16 protein-coding genes are annotated in these 14,794 nt (G+C 38.0%); 13 read left to right on the forward strand and 3 right to left on the reverse strand.

Features of this window, described 5'->3' with window-relative positions; genetic code table 11:
- Nucleotides 1-114: 114 nt before the first annotated feature.
- Entirely contained in the window at nt 115-1,047 is a 933-nt protein-coding gene (locus HMPREF2979_RS01415; protein WP_070654747.1) for a manganese-dependent inorganic pyrophosphatase, read from the forward strand.
- A gap of 54 nt (nt 1,048-1,101) precedes the next feature.
- The gene (locus tag HMPREF2979_RS01420) at nt 1,102-1,761 is read left to right on the forward strand and encodes a DUF1803 domain-containing protein (protein ID WP_070654749.1); all 660 of its coding nucleotides are present in this window, start codon (nt 1,102-1,104) and stop codon (nt 1,759-1,761) included.
- A 29-nt stretch (nt 1,762-1,790) separates the two neighbouring features.
- On the opposite strand, the gene HMPREF2979_RS01425 is transcribed toward HMPREF2979_RS01420, so the two are convergent.
- A complete protein-coding gene (locus tag HMPREF2979_RS01425; RefSeq protein ID WP_002886644.1) occupies nt 1,791-2,324 on the reverse strand; it encodes a nucleoside tri-diphosphate phosphatase in 534 nt (177 codons plus the stop codon).
- Nucleotides 2,325-2,394: 70 nt separating this feature from the next.
- On the reverse strand, nt 2,395-3,171 hold the full coding sequence (recX, locus tag HMPREF2979_RS01430; RefSeq protein ID WP_070654751.1) for a recombination regulator RecX: 777 nt from the start codon (nt 3,169-3,171) through the stop codon (nt 2,395-2,397).
- A 34-nt stretch (nt 3,172-3,205) separates the two neighbouring features.
- Here recX and rlmD point away from each other — a divergent pair, with 34 nt between their 5' ends.
- Nucleotides 3,206-4,561, forward strand: coding sequence for a 23S rRNA (uracil(1939)-C(5))-methyltransferase RlmD (rlmD, locus tag HMPREF2979_RS01435; RefSeq protein WP_070654754.1), 1,356 nt, complete (start codon nt 3,206-3,208; stop codon nt 4,559-4,561).
- Between the two features lie 109 nt (nt 4,562-4,670).
- Nucleotides 4,671-5,663, forward strand: coding sequence for an aspartate--ammonia ligase (asnA, locus tag HMPREF2979_RS01440; protein ID WP_013990097.1), 993 nt, complete (start codon nt 4,671-4,673; stop codon nt 5,661-5,663).
- Between the two features lie 151 nt (nt 5,664-5,814).
- Here asnA and HMPREF2979_RS01445 read toward each other — a convergent pair whose 3' ends face one another.
- A complete protein-coding gene (locus HMPREF2979_RS01445; RefSeq protein ID WP_070654755.1) occupies nt 5,815-7,173 on the reverse strand; it encodes an aspartate kinase in 1,359 nt (452 codons plus the stop codon).
- Between the two features lie 130 nt (nt 7,174-7,303).
- Between HMPREF2979_RS01445 and HMPREF2979_RS01450 the strand changes: the two genes are divergently transcribed.
- The 9 genes from HMPREF2979_RS01450 to fabF all read left to right on the forward strand — a co-directional run bounded on the left by HMPREF2979_RS01450 (nt 7,304) and on the right by fabF (nt 14,793).
- Entirely contained in the window at nt 7,304-7,942 is a 639-nt protein-coding gene (locus tag HMPREF2979_RS01450) for an HAD family hydrolase (RefSeq protein WP_037601412.1), read from the forward strand.
- 215 nt (nt 7,943-8,157) lie between these two features.
- Nucleotides 8,158-8,949 (forward strand): enoyl-CoA hydratase, encoded by a 792-nt coding sequence (locus HMPREF2979_RS01455; RefSeq protein ID WP_037601410.1) that lies wholly within the window; start codon nt 8,158-8,160, stop codon nt 8,947-8,949.
- Between the two features lie 104 nt (nt 8,950-9,053).
- Nucleotides 9,054-9,488 carry a fatty acid biosynthesis transcriptional regulator FabT gene (locus HMPREF2979_RS01460; RefSeq protein ID WP_002885562.1) on the forward strand — a complete coding sequence of 145 codons (435 nt, stop codon included), beginning with the start codon at nt 9,054-9,056 and terminating at the stop codon, nt 9,486-9,488.
- Nucleotides 9,488-10,450, forward strand: a complete 963-nt coding sequence (locus HMPREF2979_RS01465) for a beta-ketoacyl-ACP synthase III (protein ID WP_064520576.1) — start codon at nt 9,488-9,490, stop codon at nt 10,448-10,450. Before HMPREF2979_RS01460 ends, HMPREF2979_RS01465 begins: the two co-directional genes overlap by 1 nt.
- A gap of 63 nt (nt 10,451-10,513) precedes the next feature.
- Entirely contained in the window at nt 10,514-10,738 is a 225-nt protein-coding gene (locus HMPREF2979_RS01470; protein WP_002885495.1) for an acyl carrier protein, read from the forward strand.
- Nucleotides 10,739-10,843: 105 nt separating this feature from the next.
- A complete protein-coding gene (gene fabK / locus HMPREF2979_RS01475; RefSeq protein ID WP_021144652.1) occupies nt 10,844-11,809 on the forward strand; it encodes an enoyl-[acyl-carrier-protein] reductase FabK in 966 nt (321 codons plus the stop codon).
- A 22-nt stretch (nt 11,810-11,831) separates the two neighbouring features.
- Nucleotides 11,832-12,752 carry an ACP S-malonyltransferase gene (fabD, locus tag HMPREF2979_RS01480; protein ID WP_070654757.1) on the forward strand — a complete coding sequence of 307 codons (921 nt, stop codon included), beginning with the start codon at nt 11,832-11,834 and terminating at the stop codon, nt 12,750-12,752.
- Nucleotides 12,753-12,764: 12 nt separating this feature from the next.
- A complete protein-coding gene (gene fabG / locus HMPREF2979_RS01485) occupies nt 12,765-13,499 on the forward strand; it encodes a 3-oxoacyl-[acyl-carrier-protein] reductase (RefSeq protein ID WP_002886656.1) in 735 nt (244 codons plus the stop codon).
- A 61-nt stretch (nt 13,500-13,560) separates the two neighbouring features.
- Nucleotides 13,561-14,793, forward strand: a complete 1,233-nt coding sequence (fabF, locus tag HMPREF2979_RS01490) for a beta-ketoacyl-ACP synthase II (RefSeq protein ID WP_002885574.1) — start codon at nt 13,561-13,563, stop codon at nt 14,791-14,793.
- The last annotated feature ends 1 nt before the right edge of the window (nt 14,794 follow it).

A 14,794-nucleotide genomic window follows, 5' to 3' on the forward strand; every position in this document is an offset into this window, starting at 1 on the left:
CACGGGTTCGAATCCCGTACGGACTATATTTTGAGTAACTTAGGTTACTCTTTTTATTTTGTTTCTTTTTTTTATATGTTATAATAGCTTATAATACTATTTTGAGGTGAATTTATGTCTAAAGTTTTTGTTTTTGGTCATCAAAATCCTGATTCTGATGCAATCGGGTCTTCTTATGGATACGCTTATTTGAAACGTCAACTTGGTGTTGATGCTGAAGCTGTTGCTTTGGGTACTCCTAACGAGGAAACTGCTTTTGTTCTTGATTATTTTTGTGTTGAAGCACCACGAGTGGTTGAGTCTGCTCAATCAGAGGGGGTTAATCAAGTTATTCTTACAGACCATAATGAATTTCAACAATCTATTTCAGATATTAAGGACGTTGAAGTTATTGAGGTAGTCGACCATCACCGTGTGGCTAACTTTGAAACTGCTAATCCATTAATGATGCGATTGGAACCTGTTGGATCTGCATCTTCAATTGTTTTTCGTATGTTTAAAGAAAACAACGTTGAAGTTCCTAAGGAAGTTGCTGGTTTGCTTTTGTCAGGTTTGATTTCAGATACTCTTCTTCTTAAATCTCCAACTACACATGCTTCAGATCCTGCTGTCGCAGCTGAACTTGCAGAAATTGCTGGTGTTAATCTAGATGAATATGGTCTTGCTATGCTTAAAGCTGGTACTAATCTTTCTTCAAAATCTGCTGAAGAACTCATTGATATTGATGCAAAAACATTTGAATTGAATGGTAATCAAGTTCGTGTTGCACAAGTTAATACAGTTGATATTTCTGATGTTCTTTCTCGTCAAGCGGAAATTGAAGAAGCTATTAATAACTCAATTAAAAACAATGGTTACTCTGACTTTGTCTTAATGATTACTGATATTCTTAATTCTAATTCAGAAATTCTTGCACTTGGTTCAAATACTGACAAGGTTGAAGCTGCTTTCAATTTTGTTTTAGAAAATAATCATGCTTTCCTTGAAGGAGCTGTTTCTCGTAAGAAACAGGTAGTTCCTCAGTTGACTGAAAGCTTTAATGCGTAAAATTAGGCCTCCAGGCCTTTTTTTAGTCCTCTGATTAATGGTATAATACTTCTTATGATAATACAATTTAACCCAAACAAACTATGTAAGCAACCTTTTTTTATGGAAATAGTGAATTATCTATATCTTAATCAGCCTGTGACCCTGAGAGCAATAAAAAGGCAGTTTCCTTTTCAAAAGAATATCGATAAATTAATTGAGGAGTTTGTAAAAGAAGGCTATATCGAACGATTCGAGAAACGTTACCGTTTATTAATTAGTCTTGTGTCGGATTCTTCTAAAATTGATTTAGAACAGCATTTTTTTATTAATGATGATTCTACTTGTTATTTAGAACTATTAAATCGTAGATTTGTTACTGAGATAAGTAATTCTACTAATGAAGTTGTTATTGTTGAACAAACGAGTATAATGAGAGATGATCTTACGATTTCAAATTATTTCTATAAATTAAGAGAAAATCTACCATTATCGGAAGAGCAGAATAGATTATATGATATATTAGGGGATGTTAATCCTGAATATTTTTTGAAACATGTTACAACCTTTCTTTTAAAATACGTTAGGAAGGAATATGCACTTCAAAAAAGGAGGAATATTTTTGTTGATGCTTTAGAATTATTAGGGTATCTTGTTCAAGTAGAAAAAGGGCGTTATCTTTTGAATATGGATTTAGATTCCGAAGCATTAGTTTTTAGTGCAAAAAAAGACTAGTATTATTACTAGTCTTTTTTATGACAACTTTAACGATTCCTTAGTTCAAGATAACGTTTGTACCAGATGTTAACATAAGATTGTGAAAATGGCCCCTTACCATTGTTAATCCAATCTACCAAGATTTTAACATGTTCCTTTAAGATATAGTCAATATCAGGAGAGTAATGCATTTCTTTTTTATGTGTTTCATACTCATCTACATCTAGCAATTTTTTTTCACCATCAGCGAAGACTTTGACATCTAGGTCATAGTCTATATATTTTAGTGCTTCTTGGTCCAAAATATATGGACTAGCTAAATTGCAGTAGTAGGAAATGCCGTTATCCCTAATCATGGCTATAATATTAAACCAGTATTTTTTGTGGAAATAAACAATAGCAGGTTCACGTGTTACCCATCGTCTTCCGTCTGCTTCAGTAACGAGGGTGTGGTCGTTAACGCCAATAACAGCATTCTCAGTTGTCTTTAGTACCATAGTATCGCGCCAAGTACGGTGCAAACTACCATCATGCTTATAACTTTGAATTGTGATAAAGTCGCCTTCTTTTGGTAATTTCATGGCGTCCTCTTTCTACAATAAGGGTTATCCCCTTTATTGTATCATAATTTTTTGAAAAGAGGGGGAATACCTATAAATATTCTCTTAGAGCGGATGCTATCGCATCAAAGTCATAACCTTTTCGGGCTAAAGATTGTGTCAAGCGTTGCTTAAGCTCATAACCGTCGTATTTTTTACTAAATTTTTGATATTGCTTATCAATTTCTTTATAAAGTAGAGCTTGCTCATTTTCTTCATCTGCTTCAAGTTCTAGATGATCGATTGCTAGTTTACTTTCTTGGAATGAAAAACCTTTATTGATAAGGCTTTGAGTTAATTTATCTTTTAGGGCTTTTGATGGTAGTTTTCCCTGATATTTTCGTAACAGTTTTGAAGCTACTTTAATGGCTATTTCTGAGAAATCAAATTGGCTTAAAACATCGTCAATGATTTGTTTGTTACAACCTTTTTGAAGCCATTTTTGCTTCAGCACATAGGCCCCTTTATCACCTGAATTCAGATTTTGTTGAGCTAGACTTTCTAGGAGTTTGTAATCATCAATCCAATGATCTTTTTTTAGATTATCAATAATTTTGGGAATTATATGAGGGTTTATTTCATGTTTGAAAAGGTAATCTTTTACCTCTTTCTCAGTACGTTGTTTAAATGAAATAAAATAGAGAGCTAAGTTTTTACCATGCGAGAACTGAGCAAAGGATTTAATATCCTCTAGTTGATCTTTGTCCAGTATCATTTCTTTAGTCAACATGTATTTAACGATGGTATCTTCTGTAACGTAGAGACTCTCTTTTTTATCTATCTCAAGGAGATAAAGTCTCTTTTTCTTCTCGATTTTTGTGATTTTCATAGTTATTATTATATCAAAATGTTAGAATGGTAGTATGAATTTACAAGTGAAACAGCGTATCCCGCTTAAGATAAAACGCATGGGAATCAATGGCGAAGGCATTGGTTTTTATAAGAAAACTCTAGTTTTTGTGCCAGGGGCTTTGAAGGGTGAAGAGGTGTTCTGTCAGATTGTTTCTGTTAAGAGAAACTTTGTTCAGGCGAAATTATTAAAGATTAATAAACCTTCTAAGTTTCGTGTCGAACCTGCATGTAATATTTATGAAGACTGTGGTGGTTGCCAGTTAATGCATCTTCGTTATGATAAGCAATTAGAGTTTAAAACTGACTTGTTAGGACAAGCTTTGAAGAAGTTTAAACCGGCTAATTTTGAGTCATATGACATTCGTCCAACAATAGGGATGGAGCAACCACAACATTACCGAGCTAAACTACAATTTCAAACCCGTTCTTTTGGTGGCTCAGTTAAATCTGGCTTATTTGCGGAAGGGAGTCATCGCCTCATTAATATTGATGATTGCCTAGTTCAGGATGAGCTAACTCAAGCCATTATGAATAAGGTGACAAATTTGTTAGATAAATACAAGTTACCAATTTATAATGAGCGCAAAATTGCTGGAATTCGTACAGTTATGATACGACGTGCTTTGGGTTCAAATCAGGTTCAGTTGATTTTTGTAACCTCTAAATCAGTTTCTTTCACAAAATTAGTTAAGGAATTGACGGAAAGTTTTCCAGAAATCGTAACAATTGCTGTCAATTATAATTATTCGAAATCCAGTGAGATTTATGGTCAAGAGACGGAAATTCTTTGGGGGCAAGACACTATTCAAGAAGAGGTACTGGACTATAACTTCGCTCTCTCTCCTCGTGCATTTTACCAGTTGAATCCTCAACAAACAGAGGTACTCTATGGTCAGGCCGTTGAAGCTTTAGATGTGGATAAGGCTGAACATCTTATTGATGCTTACTGTGGGGTTGGTACTATTGGACTTGCTTTTGCAAATAAGGTAAAGAGTATTCGAGGTATGGATATTATTCCTGAGGCTATTGAGGATGCTAGGAAGAATGCCAAATCACTTGGTCTGGAAAATGCTCACTATGAGGTGGGTAAAGCAGAAGATATCATTCCACGTTGGTACAAGGAAGGGTATCGAGCAGATGCTCTTATTGTGGATCCCCCTAGAACTGGTTTAGATGATAAGCTACTTAAAACGATACTGGACTACACTCCTGAAAAAATGGTATATGTTTCATGTAATGTATCTACTTTGGCTAGAGACCTAGTTTCTTTGGCTAAAGTTTATGATGTTAATTATATCCAGTCAGTAGATATGTTTCCTCATACGGCTCGAACAGAAGCAGTTGTGAAGCTAACTAAGAAAATGTGATATAACCTAACATAAAAAACAAGAAATTTTCAAAATTGTTGGAAAATTTCTTTATTTTTCTGAAAAATAGGAGTATAATAGGCTTATCGATTTTTTAAAGGAGGAGCGTATGAAAAAGAGCTTCATTCATCAACAAGAGGAAATTTCTTTTGTGAAGAATACTTTTACACAGTATTTGATTGATAAACTTGACGTCGTTGAAGTGCAAGGGCCTATTTTGAGTAAGGTCGGGGATGGTATGCAGGATAATTTGAGCGGTATTGAGAATCCTGTAACTGTTAATGTGCTTCAGATTCCTGACGCAACATACGAAGTTGTTCACTCATTAGCAAAATGGAAACGCCATACTTTGGCTCGTTTTGGTTTCAATGAAGGTGAAGGGCTCGTGGTTAATATGAAGGCTCTTCGTCCAGATGAAGATTCATTGGATGCAACGCACTCTGTTTACGTTGATCAATGGGACTGGGAAAAAGTTATTCCTGACGGACATCGTAATATCGCTTATTTGAAAGAAACTGTTGAAACCATTTATAAGGTCATTCGTTTGACTGAGCTAGCAGTTGAAGCACGTTACGATATTGAAGCAATTTTACCTAAGAAAATTACCTTCATCCATTCAGAAGAGCTTGTTGAGAAGTACCCTGATTTGACACCAAAAGAGCGTGAAGATGCTATTACCAAGGAATATGGTGCTGTATTCTTGATTGGTATCGGTGGTGTTCTTCCTGATGGAAAACCACATGATGGCCGTGCACCTGACTATGATGACTGGACAACTGAGTCTGAGAATGGTTACCATGGTTTGAATGGGGATATCTTGGTTTGGAATGAACAATTAGGACATGCTTTTGAATTGTCATCAATGGGTATTCGTGTTGATGAAGATGCCCTTAAACGTCAGGTTGAAATTACTGGCGACCAAGATCGTTTGAAATTGGATTGGCACCAAGCCTTGTTACATGGCCTTTTCCCACTAACAATTGGTGGAGGTATTGGTCAATCACGTATGGCTATGTTCTTGCTTCGTAAGAAACATATTGGTGAGGTTCAAACTTCAGTTTGGCCAGATGCTGTTCGTGAAACTTACGAAAACATCTTGTAAAAAAAACACTAACGAAAGTTAGTGTTTTTTGATTTGCAATAGCTATGCATAATTGATCAATGAATTGGCTATTGGAGTAGATGTCATGAGAGCTGGCTTAGTTTTTCTCATAAAGAAAAAACCTTTCCCCTGAAGGAGATAGGTTTTTAGATTAGTCGTCACTACGGAAAAAGGCATCATAAAGAGCTCTGACGGCTGCTTTTTCTTGCTCAGTTTCAATTACGAACATAACAGAAACCTCACTAGAACCTTGAGAAATCATTTCTAGGTTAATATGTTTTTCAGAGAGCGCTTTAGCTGCTGTCGCTGTAACACCGATGTGGTCTTTCATATTTTCACCAACAATCATGAGAATTGAAAGGCCATGTTCAATTTCAACTTCATCAACACCGAGTTCACGAGTCAAGTATGAAAGGATTTCTTGTTCTTTGATTGGGGTAAGTTCACGTTCTCGAATAATGATTGAAAGATCATCGATTCCAGAAGGCATGTGTTCCCAACGGATGTTTAAATCTTCCAAGATTTGGAGAACCTTACGTCCGAAACCAACTTCACGGTTCATGAGGTATTTGGTCATGTTGATGCTGACGAATTTATCATCGCTCGCGATACCAACAACAGGAACAGTTGCTCCCTTGTGTTCAAGAATAATACGTGTGCCTGGATGGTCTGGATTATTAGTATTTTTAATAACCAATGGAATTTTACCACGATAGGCAGGAAGTAGAGCCTCATCATGAAGAACCGAGAATCCAGCATAAGCCAATTCACGCATTTCTTTATAAGTTAACTCAGGAATAGAATGTGGTTCATGAACGACACCAGGATGGGCAGCGAAAATACCATCTACATCTGTGAAGTTTTCATATAAGTCTGCCTTAACCCCAGCTGCAACGATAGAACCTGTGATATCAGAGCCACCACGTGAGAAAGTACAAATTTGATTATCAGGGGTAACACCAAAGAAACCAGGGATAACAAGAACCTCATCTGATTCACGAAGCTCTTCCAACTTGTCATAAGCTCCTGGAAGGATACGAGCATTTCCAGGTTCGCTTGAGACAAAAATACCAGCTTGGCGAGGGTGAACGTAACGTGCTTCAATACCGTTATTACGGAAATATTCAGCAATCAATTTTGCGTTATTATCTTCCCCTGCAGCTAGGAAAGTATCATAAAGGAAATCATTATCTTCAATCGGAAGAGTGGCAAGATCGTTGATAGATTTGGCAATCTTCGCCATTTCTGTTGATTTGAAGCCTAGCTCATCGACCATAGCTTGGTAGCGGTTAATAATCCATTCTTGGTCAGCTTTGACATCAACACCCTTTGTGTAGTGTTTATAGTATTTAATCAAGGCATCTGTGACTTTGGTATCTTCATCGTTACGTTTACCTGGGGCAGAGACAACGACAAAGCGACGTTCAGGGTCAGATTTTACAATGTTTAAGACTTTTTCTAATTGTGTGGCTGAAGCAAGTGAGCTTCCACCGAATTTGATGACTTTCATAGTTACTCCAAAAATTTTAAATTACTCTACAATTATAGCAAAATTCTGACAATTTGTCACATTGTTTTTAAAAGCGAGTAAGATTTAGAATGATTATGGTACAATAAAGTAAGAAAGAGGAGGATATCCCGTGGTAGAGGCAATTATTTTTGATATGGATGGTGTCCTTTTTGACACTGAAAAATATTATTATGATCGACGTGCAAGTTTCTTAGCTCAAAAGGGAATTTCAATCGACCATTTACCCCCGTCTTTCTTCATAGGTGGAAATACCAAGCAAGTTTGGGAAAATATTCTCAGGGATGACTATGATAACTGGGATGTGCCAACTTTACAAGAAGAGTATAATGCCTATAAACAAGACAACCCCTTACCCTATAAAGAATTAATCTTTCCTGATGTTTTAAAAGTCTTGAATGAAGTGAAATCTCGAGGGTTGAAAATAGGTTTGGCTTCTAGCTCCGTGAAGGCAGATATCCTTAGAGCTTTGGAGGAAAATCATTTGGATGGTTTCTTTGATGTGGTTCTCTCAGGAGAAGAATTTAAAGAGAGTAAACCCAATCCAGAGATTTATCTGACAGCCTTAAAGCATTTGAATGTGGAAGCAAATCAGGCGCTGATTATCGAAGATAGCGAGAAGGGTATTGCTGCTGGAGTTGCTGCAGGTGTTGAGGTTTGGGCCATTAAAGATAATCGTTTTGGCATGGATCAAGGTGCAGCCAAAGGTTTGTTGGATAAGCTTATAGATGTTTTAGATTTATTAAAATAGAAGAGACACCGAGTTAGTTGTAGAACTCGGTGTTTTGATATATCAAATTAAAAAACTCTAAGTTTCTGTTGACCTTTAGATGGACTATGGTATACTAGAAATTAACGATGAATGATTTGATAATCAAATTATCTATTCATCAAATAAAATTGTGATAAAAATATAAAGAACATACGGTTTTCATATAGGAACTAGTTATCGGAGGAATGCAAAAAATGGCTTACGAAACAATTCTTTATAGTGTTGAAGATGGAGTAGCAACTTTAACACTTAATCGTCCAGAAGTGCAAAATGGATTTAATATTCCAGTTTGTGATGAGATTATGGCTGCAATTGAGCAAGCTAAACAAGATGCGTCAGTAAAATTCTTGGTAATCAATGCTAATGGAAAAGTCTTTTCTGTTGGTGGTGACCTTGATCAAATGCAAAAAGCGGTTGCTGTAGATGATGTACAGTCTTTGGTTCGTATTGCTGAGCAGGTAAATGAAATTTCTTTTGCTCTTAAAAAATTGCCTAAGCCAGTCATCATGGTAGTTGATGGACCATGTGCAGGTGCTGCAGCTAACTTAGCTGTTGCAGCAGACTTTACGATTGCATCTGATAAAGCTAAATTCATCCAAGCTTTTGTAGGTGTTGGTTTGGCACCTGACGCTGGAGGTCTCTACCTTTTGACACGTTCAATCGGTATTAACCGTGCGACTCAAATTACAATGACAGGAGAGCCAGTATCAGCTGAAAAAGCTTTGGACTGGGGAATCGCCTACAAAGTTGTTGAGTCAGAAAAACTTGAAAAAACTGTGAGTCAATTGATTAAAAAATTGAACCGCTCTTCAGTGAATTCCTTTAAAGCCATTAAAGAAATGGTTTGGGAATCTGAATTTGCGGGATGGGAAAATTACGCTAAGTTGGAACTTGACTTGCAAAAATCTCTTGCTTTCACAGAAGACTTCAAAGAAGGGGTACGTGCTTATAGTGAGCGTCGTCGACCTAAATTCCAAGGGAAATAGCCACATTTTCTAAAAGAAAAACTAAAGTTTTTTAATCGGGCTTGCGAAATTAGTTTGAGTCTGATATACTTTGAAAGTCAAAGTTTTATTGAAAGGAGTCTGGTGTGAATTACGACAAAATTGATGGCTATCTTGTTGATATTTTTAATAACGTAGTTATTATCGAAGAAGCAAGTTTAAAGAATTCAAAGTTTAACGATGTTTCCCTCAAGGAAATGCATACCATTGATGTGATCGGTACACATCCAGATACGACACCAAGTGCAGTAGCTAAAGAACTCATGCTAACTCTTGGTACTGTAACAACATCTCTCAATAAACTTGAAAAGAAAGGTTATATTGTCCGTACGCGTTCATCAGTTGACCGTCGTGTGGTCCATCTTTCGCTCTCTAAAAAGGGTCGTTTGGTATATCGTCTTCACCGTCGTTTTCATAAATCAATGGTGATGAGGATTACAGAAGGCTTTAACGACGAGGAATTGAAGGTTATGAGCAAGGGATTGGAAAATCTCCACGCATTTCTTGAGGAGTTGAAATAATGGCATTTGCAAAAATTAGTCAGGTTGCCCATTATGCACCTGCTCAGGTCGTGACTAATGATGACCTATCAAAAATCATGGATACTAGCGATGAGTGGATTCGCTCACGTACCGGTATTCAGGAACGTCGCATCTCATTGAATGAGAATACGAGTGATTTAGCTACCAATGTTGCTTATCAGCTATTAGAAAAATCAGGATTAGCTCCTGAGGAACTAGACTTTGTTTTAGTTGCAACGATTTCTCCTGATAGTTCTATGCCGTCAGTAGCGGCTCGAGTTCAAGGAGCAATTGGTGCAGTCAACGCCTTTGCTTTTGATATTACTGCGGCATGTAGTGGGTTTATCTTTGCTTTAGCAACCGCAGAAAAATTGATAAAGTCAGGCGCATACAAAAAAGGTTTAGTCATTGGTTCTGAAGTTCTTTCAAAAACTTTAGACTGGTCTGACCGTACAACAGCTGTCCTCTTTGGAGATGGTGCTGGCGGAGTCCTCTTGGAAGAAACTGAAGAAGAACATTTCTTCGGAGAATCTTTAAATACCGATGGTAGCAAGGGTGGTCTTGAGTCAGGAGCTTCTGCAGTTATCTCGCCTTATTCAGATGAGTCTGATCAGCCTAATCCCTATATGCAAATGGATGGGAAAGCAATCTTTGATTTTGCCGTTAAGACGGTTTCAAAGAGTATTAAGGCCTTGGTTGAAGAAAAAGGTGAGCCTGATTACTTCCTTCTTCATCAAGCTAATATTCGTATTTTGGATATTATGGCTAAGAAAATCGATGTCAGTCGTGATAAATTCTTGGCAAACATGATGTCTTATGGTAATACCAGTGCGGCAAGTATCCCAATTCTGCTTTCTGAAAACGTGGCGAATGGGACCTTAAAATTAGACAGCGGTCAAACAATTCTCTTATCAGGTTTTGGTGGGGGTTTGACATGGGGCAGTCTTATTGTTAAAATCTAGTTATATAAATTATGCACCAGCATAGATTATAAGAAATATATTTATCTTAAAGGAGAAATTAAAATGGCAGTATTTGAAAAAGTACAAGAAATCATCGTTGAAGAACTTGGGAAAGATGCAGAAGAAGTAAAAGTAGAAACTACTTTTGACGAACTTGACGCTGACTCACTTGACGTGTTCCAAGTTATCTCAGAAATCGAAGATGAGTTCGATATCCAAATCGAAACTGAAGAAGGTCTTAACACTGTTGGTGACCTTGTTGCTTACGTAGAAGAAAAAACTAAATAAGCAGGGCATAGAGAATATTCTTATTTGGGATATTCTCCTTTGTTTATACAATTACTTTGATTATTAAACTATTTATTTGATTAGAAAATCGAAAAAAGGTGCAAAATGAAATCTCGTATTACAGAACTGTTAGGAATTAAATATCCAATCTTCCAAGGTGGTATGGCCTGGGTTGCTGATGGCGACTTGGCAGGAGCCGTTTCAAATGCTGGTGGACTCGGAATTATTGGTGGCGGTAATGCCCCTAAAGAAGTGGTAAAAGCTAATATTGATAGAGTAAAACAAATCACTGACAAACCTTTCGGTGTTAATATCATGCTTTTGTCACCATTTGCAGATGACATCGTTGACCTCGTTATCGAAGAGGGCGTTAAGGTTGTTACAACAGGAGCCGGAAATCCAGGTAAATATATGGAGCGTTTCCACGATGCTGGAATTACAGTAATCCCAGTTATTCCATCGGTAGCACTTGCTAAACGTATGGAAAAACTTGGAGCAGATGCTGTTGTCGCAGAAGGTATGGAAGCTGGTGGTCACATCGGTAAATTGACAACTATGGCACTTGTTCGCCAAGTTGCTGATGCGGTATCTATCCCAGTTATTGGAGCTGGTGGTGTTGCTGATGGACGTGGTATGGCTGCTGTTCTTATGCTTGGAGCAGAAGCTGTTCAGGTTGGTACGCGTTTCGCTGTTGCTAAAGAATCTAATGCACACCAAAACTTCAAAGATAAGATTTTGAAGGCTAAAGATATTGATACTGTTATTTCAGCCTCAGTTGTTGGACACCCAGTTCGTGCGATCAAGAATAAATTGGCTACTGAATATAATCAAGCTGAAAAAGATTTCTTAGCTGGTAAGAAGACTCAAGAGGAAATTGAAGAGCTTGGTGCAGGTGCCCTTCGTAACGCGGTTGTTGATGGAGATGTGGAATATGGTTCAGTTATGGCTGGACAAATTGCAGGTCTTGTTCGTAAAGAAGAAACATGTGCAGAAATCTTGGAAGACCTATACACAGGCGCTGCTAAGGTGATTAAAGAAGAAGCTGCTCGTTGGGCAGATGTAAACGTCTAAAAACGTCGAAAGGATTAGGAAAGTGACAAAACGTGCGTTCTTATTTGCTGGTCAAGGGGCTCAGAAATTGGGCATGGCGAGCGATTTGTATGCGACTTATCCCGTTGTCAAAGAGACATTTGATACGGCTAGTCGTATTCTAGGTTATGATTTGCGTGAATTGATTGATTCTAACGAAGAAAAACTTAATCAGACACGCTATACTCAACCAGCTATTTTGACAACGTCAGTAGCCATTTATCGCCTTTTGGCAGAAAATGGTATCACTCCTGATATTGTTGCCGGTCTCTCTTTGGGTGAATATTCTGCCCTGGTTGCGGCTGGAGCACTCTCATTTGAGGATGCGGTAGCCTTGGTTGCTAAACGTGGAGAATTCATGGAAACAGCTGCTCCTGCTGGAAGTGGGAAAATGGTTGCTGTCATGAATACAGATCCAAGTTTGATTGAAGAAATCTGTCAAAAAGCATCTGAAAAGGGTGTAGTGACGCCTGCTAACTATAATACTCCAGCACAAATTGTTATTGGTGGTGAAGTTGAGGCTGTTGATTATGCTGTGGAATTGCTTAAAGAAGTTGGTGCTAAACGTCTGATTCCTCTTAATGTTTCAGGGCCGTTCCATACAGCTTTACTTGAACCAGCTAGTCAAAAATTGGTAACAGAACTTGAGAAAGTGTCATTCAAGGACTTTACGCTTCCTTTAGTAGGTAATACTGAGGCTCAAATCATGAAGTCAGAAGACGTCAAAGCACTTTTGGCTCGTCAGGTGATGGAACCTGTACGTTTTTATGATTCGATTGCCACTATCCAAGAATTTGGTGTAGATGAAGTAATTGAGATTGGTCCAGGAAAAGTCTTGTCAGGCTTCTTGAAGAAAATTGATAAAACCTTACCAACTCATAATGTTGAAGATCAAGCTAGTCTTGATGCCCTTCTTAATGCTTAAAACGAGGTAAACATGGAACTTAAGAATAAAAATGTTTTTGTAACAGGTTCAACACGTGGAATTGGATTAGCTGTGGCACACAAATTTGCTAGTCTTGGTGCCAATGTTGTTCTAAATGGACGTTCTGAAATCTCTGAGGACTTGCTTGCACAGTTTGCAGATTATGGTGTAACTGTTGTAGGTATCTCAGGTGATATTTCTAACGGTGAAGATGCTAAACGTATGGTAGCTGAAGCTATTGAAAAGCTTGGTAGTGTTGATGTGCTAGTTAATAATGCTGGTATCACTAACGATAAGTTGATGTTGAAGATGAGTGAAGAAGATTTTGAACGTGTCTTGAAAATCAACTTGACTGGTGCTTTCAATATGACACAGGCTGTCTTAAAACCAATGTCTAAGGCTCGTCAAGGTGCCATCATCAATATGTCATCTGTTGTAGGTCTCATGGGGAATATTGGTCAAGCTAACTATGCGGCTTCAAAAGCTGGTTTGATTGGTTTTACAAAATCAGTGGCGCGTGAAGTTGCGGCTCGTGGTGTCCGTGTCAATGCTATTGCTCCTGGTTTCATTGAATCAGATATGACTGACGCTATTCCAGAGAAAATGAAAGATGCTATGATTGCTCAAGTGCCAATGAAACGTATTGGTCAAGCAGAAGAAGTGGCTGAAGTTGCAGCATTCTTGGCTAGTCAAGAATATCTCACAGGTCAAACCATCGCTATTGATGGTGGTATGACCATGCAATAATTGAATGTCAATATCAAAAAGTCATTTACTAGAATATCCACCCGACAAAAGGAGAATATATATGTCTACAAATCGTGTTGTTGTTACAGGTTACGGCGTAACCTCACCAATCGGTAATACACCAGAAGAATTTTGGAACAGTCTTCATGACGGTAAAATTGGTATCAAACCAATTACGAAGTTCGATGCTTCTGAAATTCCAGTCTTTAACGCTGGTGAAATCCAAGATTTCCCGTTCGATAAGTACTTTGTGAAAAAAGATACTAACCGTATGGACACTTACTCACTTTATGCGATTTATGCTGCTATGGAAGCTCTTGAAAATTCAGGACTTAACATGGAAGAAGAAGATCGTGATCGTGTTGGTGTCATCGTGTCATCTGGTATCGGTGGTCTTCAAGAACTTGAAGATCAAATCATTCGTATGCACGAACGTGGGATGAAACGTATCAAACCAATGTTTATCCCTAAAGCACTTTCAAACATGGGTGCTGGTAACATTGCTCTTAAAATTGGTGCTCAAGGGGTATGTAAATCAGTGACGACTGCTTGTGCCTCTGCCAATGATGCAATCGGTGAAGCCTTCCGTGAAATTAAATTCGGTTTGCATGATGTTGTCTTGGCTGGTGGTGCTGAAGCTTCAATCACTAAGATTGGTATTGGTGGTTTCAATGCTCTTACAGCACTTTCAACAACAGAGGATCCAGAACGTTCATCAATTCCATTTGATAAAGACCGTAATGGTTTTGTTATGGGTGAAGGTGCAGGGGTTCTCGTTATCGAAAGCTTGGAACATGCCCAAAAACGTGGTGCTAACATCTTGGCTGAGATTGTTGGTTACGGATCAAACTGTGATGCCTACCACATGACAACACCAACTCCAGACGGTTCAGGTGCTGCTAAAGCAATTAAATTGGCTATCAATGAAGCTGGTATCAAACCTGAAGATGTTGATTATGTCAATGCTCACGGGACATCAACACCTGCTAATGAAAAGGGTGAAAGTGGTGCCATTGTTTCTGTACTTGGTAAAGATGTTCCAGTTTCATCTACTAAATCATTTACAGGTCACTTGCTAGGTGCTGCTGGTGCAGTTGAAGCTATTGCAACAATCGAAGCGATTCGTCATAGCTATGTACCGAAAACTGCTGGTACAAAAGAATTGTCTGACTACATCGAAGCTAATGTTGTTTATGGTGAAGGTCAAGAAGCTGATATTGAGTATGCAATTTCAAATACCTTCGGTTTTGGTGGACACAATGCTGTTCTTGCCTTTAAACGTTGGGAGGCTTAAT

Origin of the sequence: Streptococcus sp. HMSC078H12, from assembly GCF_001814615.1 — a bacterium.
Classification (GTDB): domain Bacteria; phylum Bacillota; class Bacilli; order Lactobacillales; family Streptococcaceae; genus Streptococcus; species Streptococcus salivarius_F.

Excerpts from the sequence above, each read along its gene's own strand:
- fabK (WP_021144652.1), top strand. The coding sequence starts at position 10,844 with ATGAAATCTCGTATTACAGAACTGTTAGGAATTAAATATCCAATCTTC.
- rlmD (WP_070654754.1), top strand. The coding sequence starts at position 3,206 with ATGAATTTACAAGTGAAACAGCGTATCCCGCTTAAGATAAAACGCATG.
- recX (WP_070654751.1), bottom strand. The coding sequence starts at position 3,171 with ATGAAAATCACAAAAATCGAGAAGAAAAAGAGACTTTATCTCCTTGAG.
- asnA (WP_013990097.1), top strand. The coding sequence starts at position 4,671 with ATGAAAAAGAGCTTCATTCATCAACAAGAGGAAATTTCTTTTGTGAAG.
- HMPREF2979_RS01425 (WP_002886644.1), bottom strand. The coding sequence starts at position 2,324 with ATGAAATTACCAAAAGAAGGCGACTTTATCACAATTCAAAGTTATAAG.
- HMPREF2979_RS01470 (WP_002885495.1), top strand. The coding sequence starts at position 10,514 with ATGGCAGTATTTGAAAAAGTACAAGAAATCATCGTTGAAGAACTTGGG.
- HMPREF2979_RS01445 (WP_070654755.1), bottom strand. The coding sequence starts at position 7,173 with ATGAAAGTCATCAAATTCGGTGGAAGCTCACTTGCTTCAGCCACACAA.
- fabG (WP_002886656.1), top strand. The coding sequence starts at position 12,765 with ATGGAACTTAAGAATAAAAATGTTTTTGTAACAGGTTCAACACGTGGA.
- HMPREF2979_RS01465 (WP_064520576.1), top strand. The coding sequence starts at position 9,488 with ATGGCATTTGCAAAAATTAGTCAGGTTGCCCATTATGCACCTGCTCAG.
- HMPREF2979_RS01415 (WP_070654747.1), top strand. The coding sequence starts at position 115 with ATGTCTAAAGTTTTTGTTTTTGGTCATCAAAATCCTGATTCTGATGCA.
- HMPREF2979_RS01420 (WP_070654749.1), top strand. The coding sequence starts at position 1,102 with ATGATAATACAATTTAACCCAAACAAACTATGTAAGCAACCTTTTTTT.
- fabF (WP_002885574.1), top strand. The coding sequence starts at position 13,561 with ATGTCTACAAATCGTGTTGTTGTTACAGGTTACGGCGTAACCTCACCA.
- HMPREF2979_RS01455 (WP_037601410.1), top strand. The coding sequence starts at position 8,158 with ATGGCTTACGAAACAATTCTTTATAGTGTTGAAGATGGAGTAGCAACT.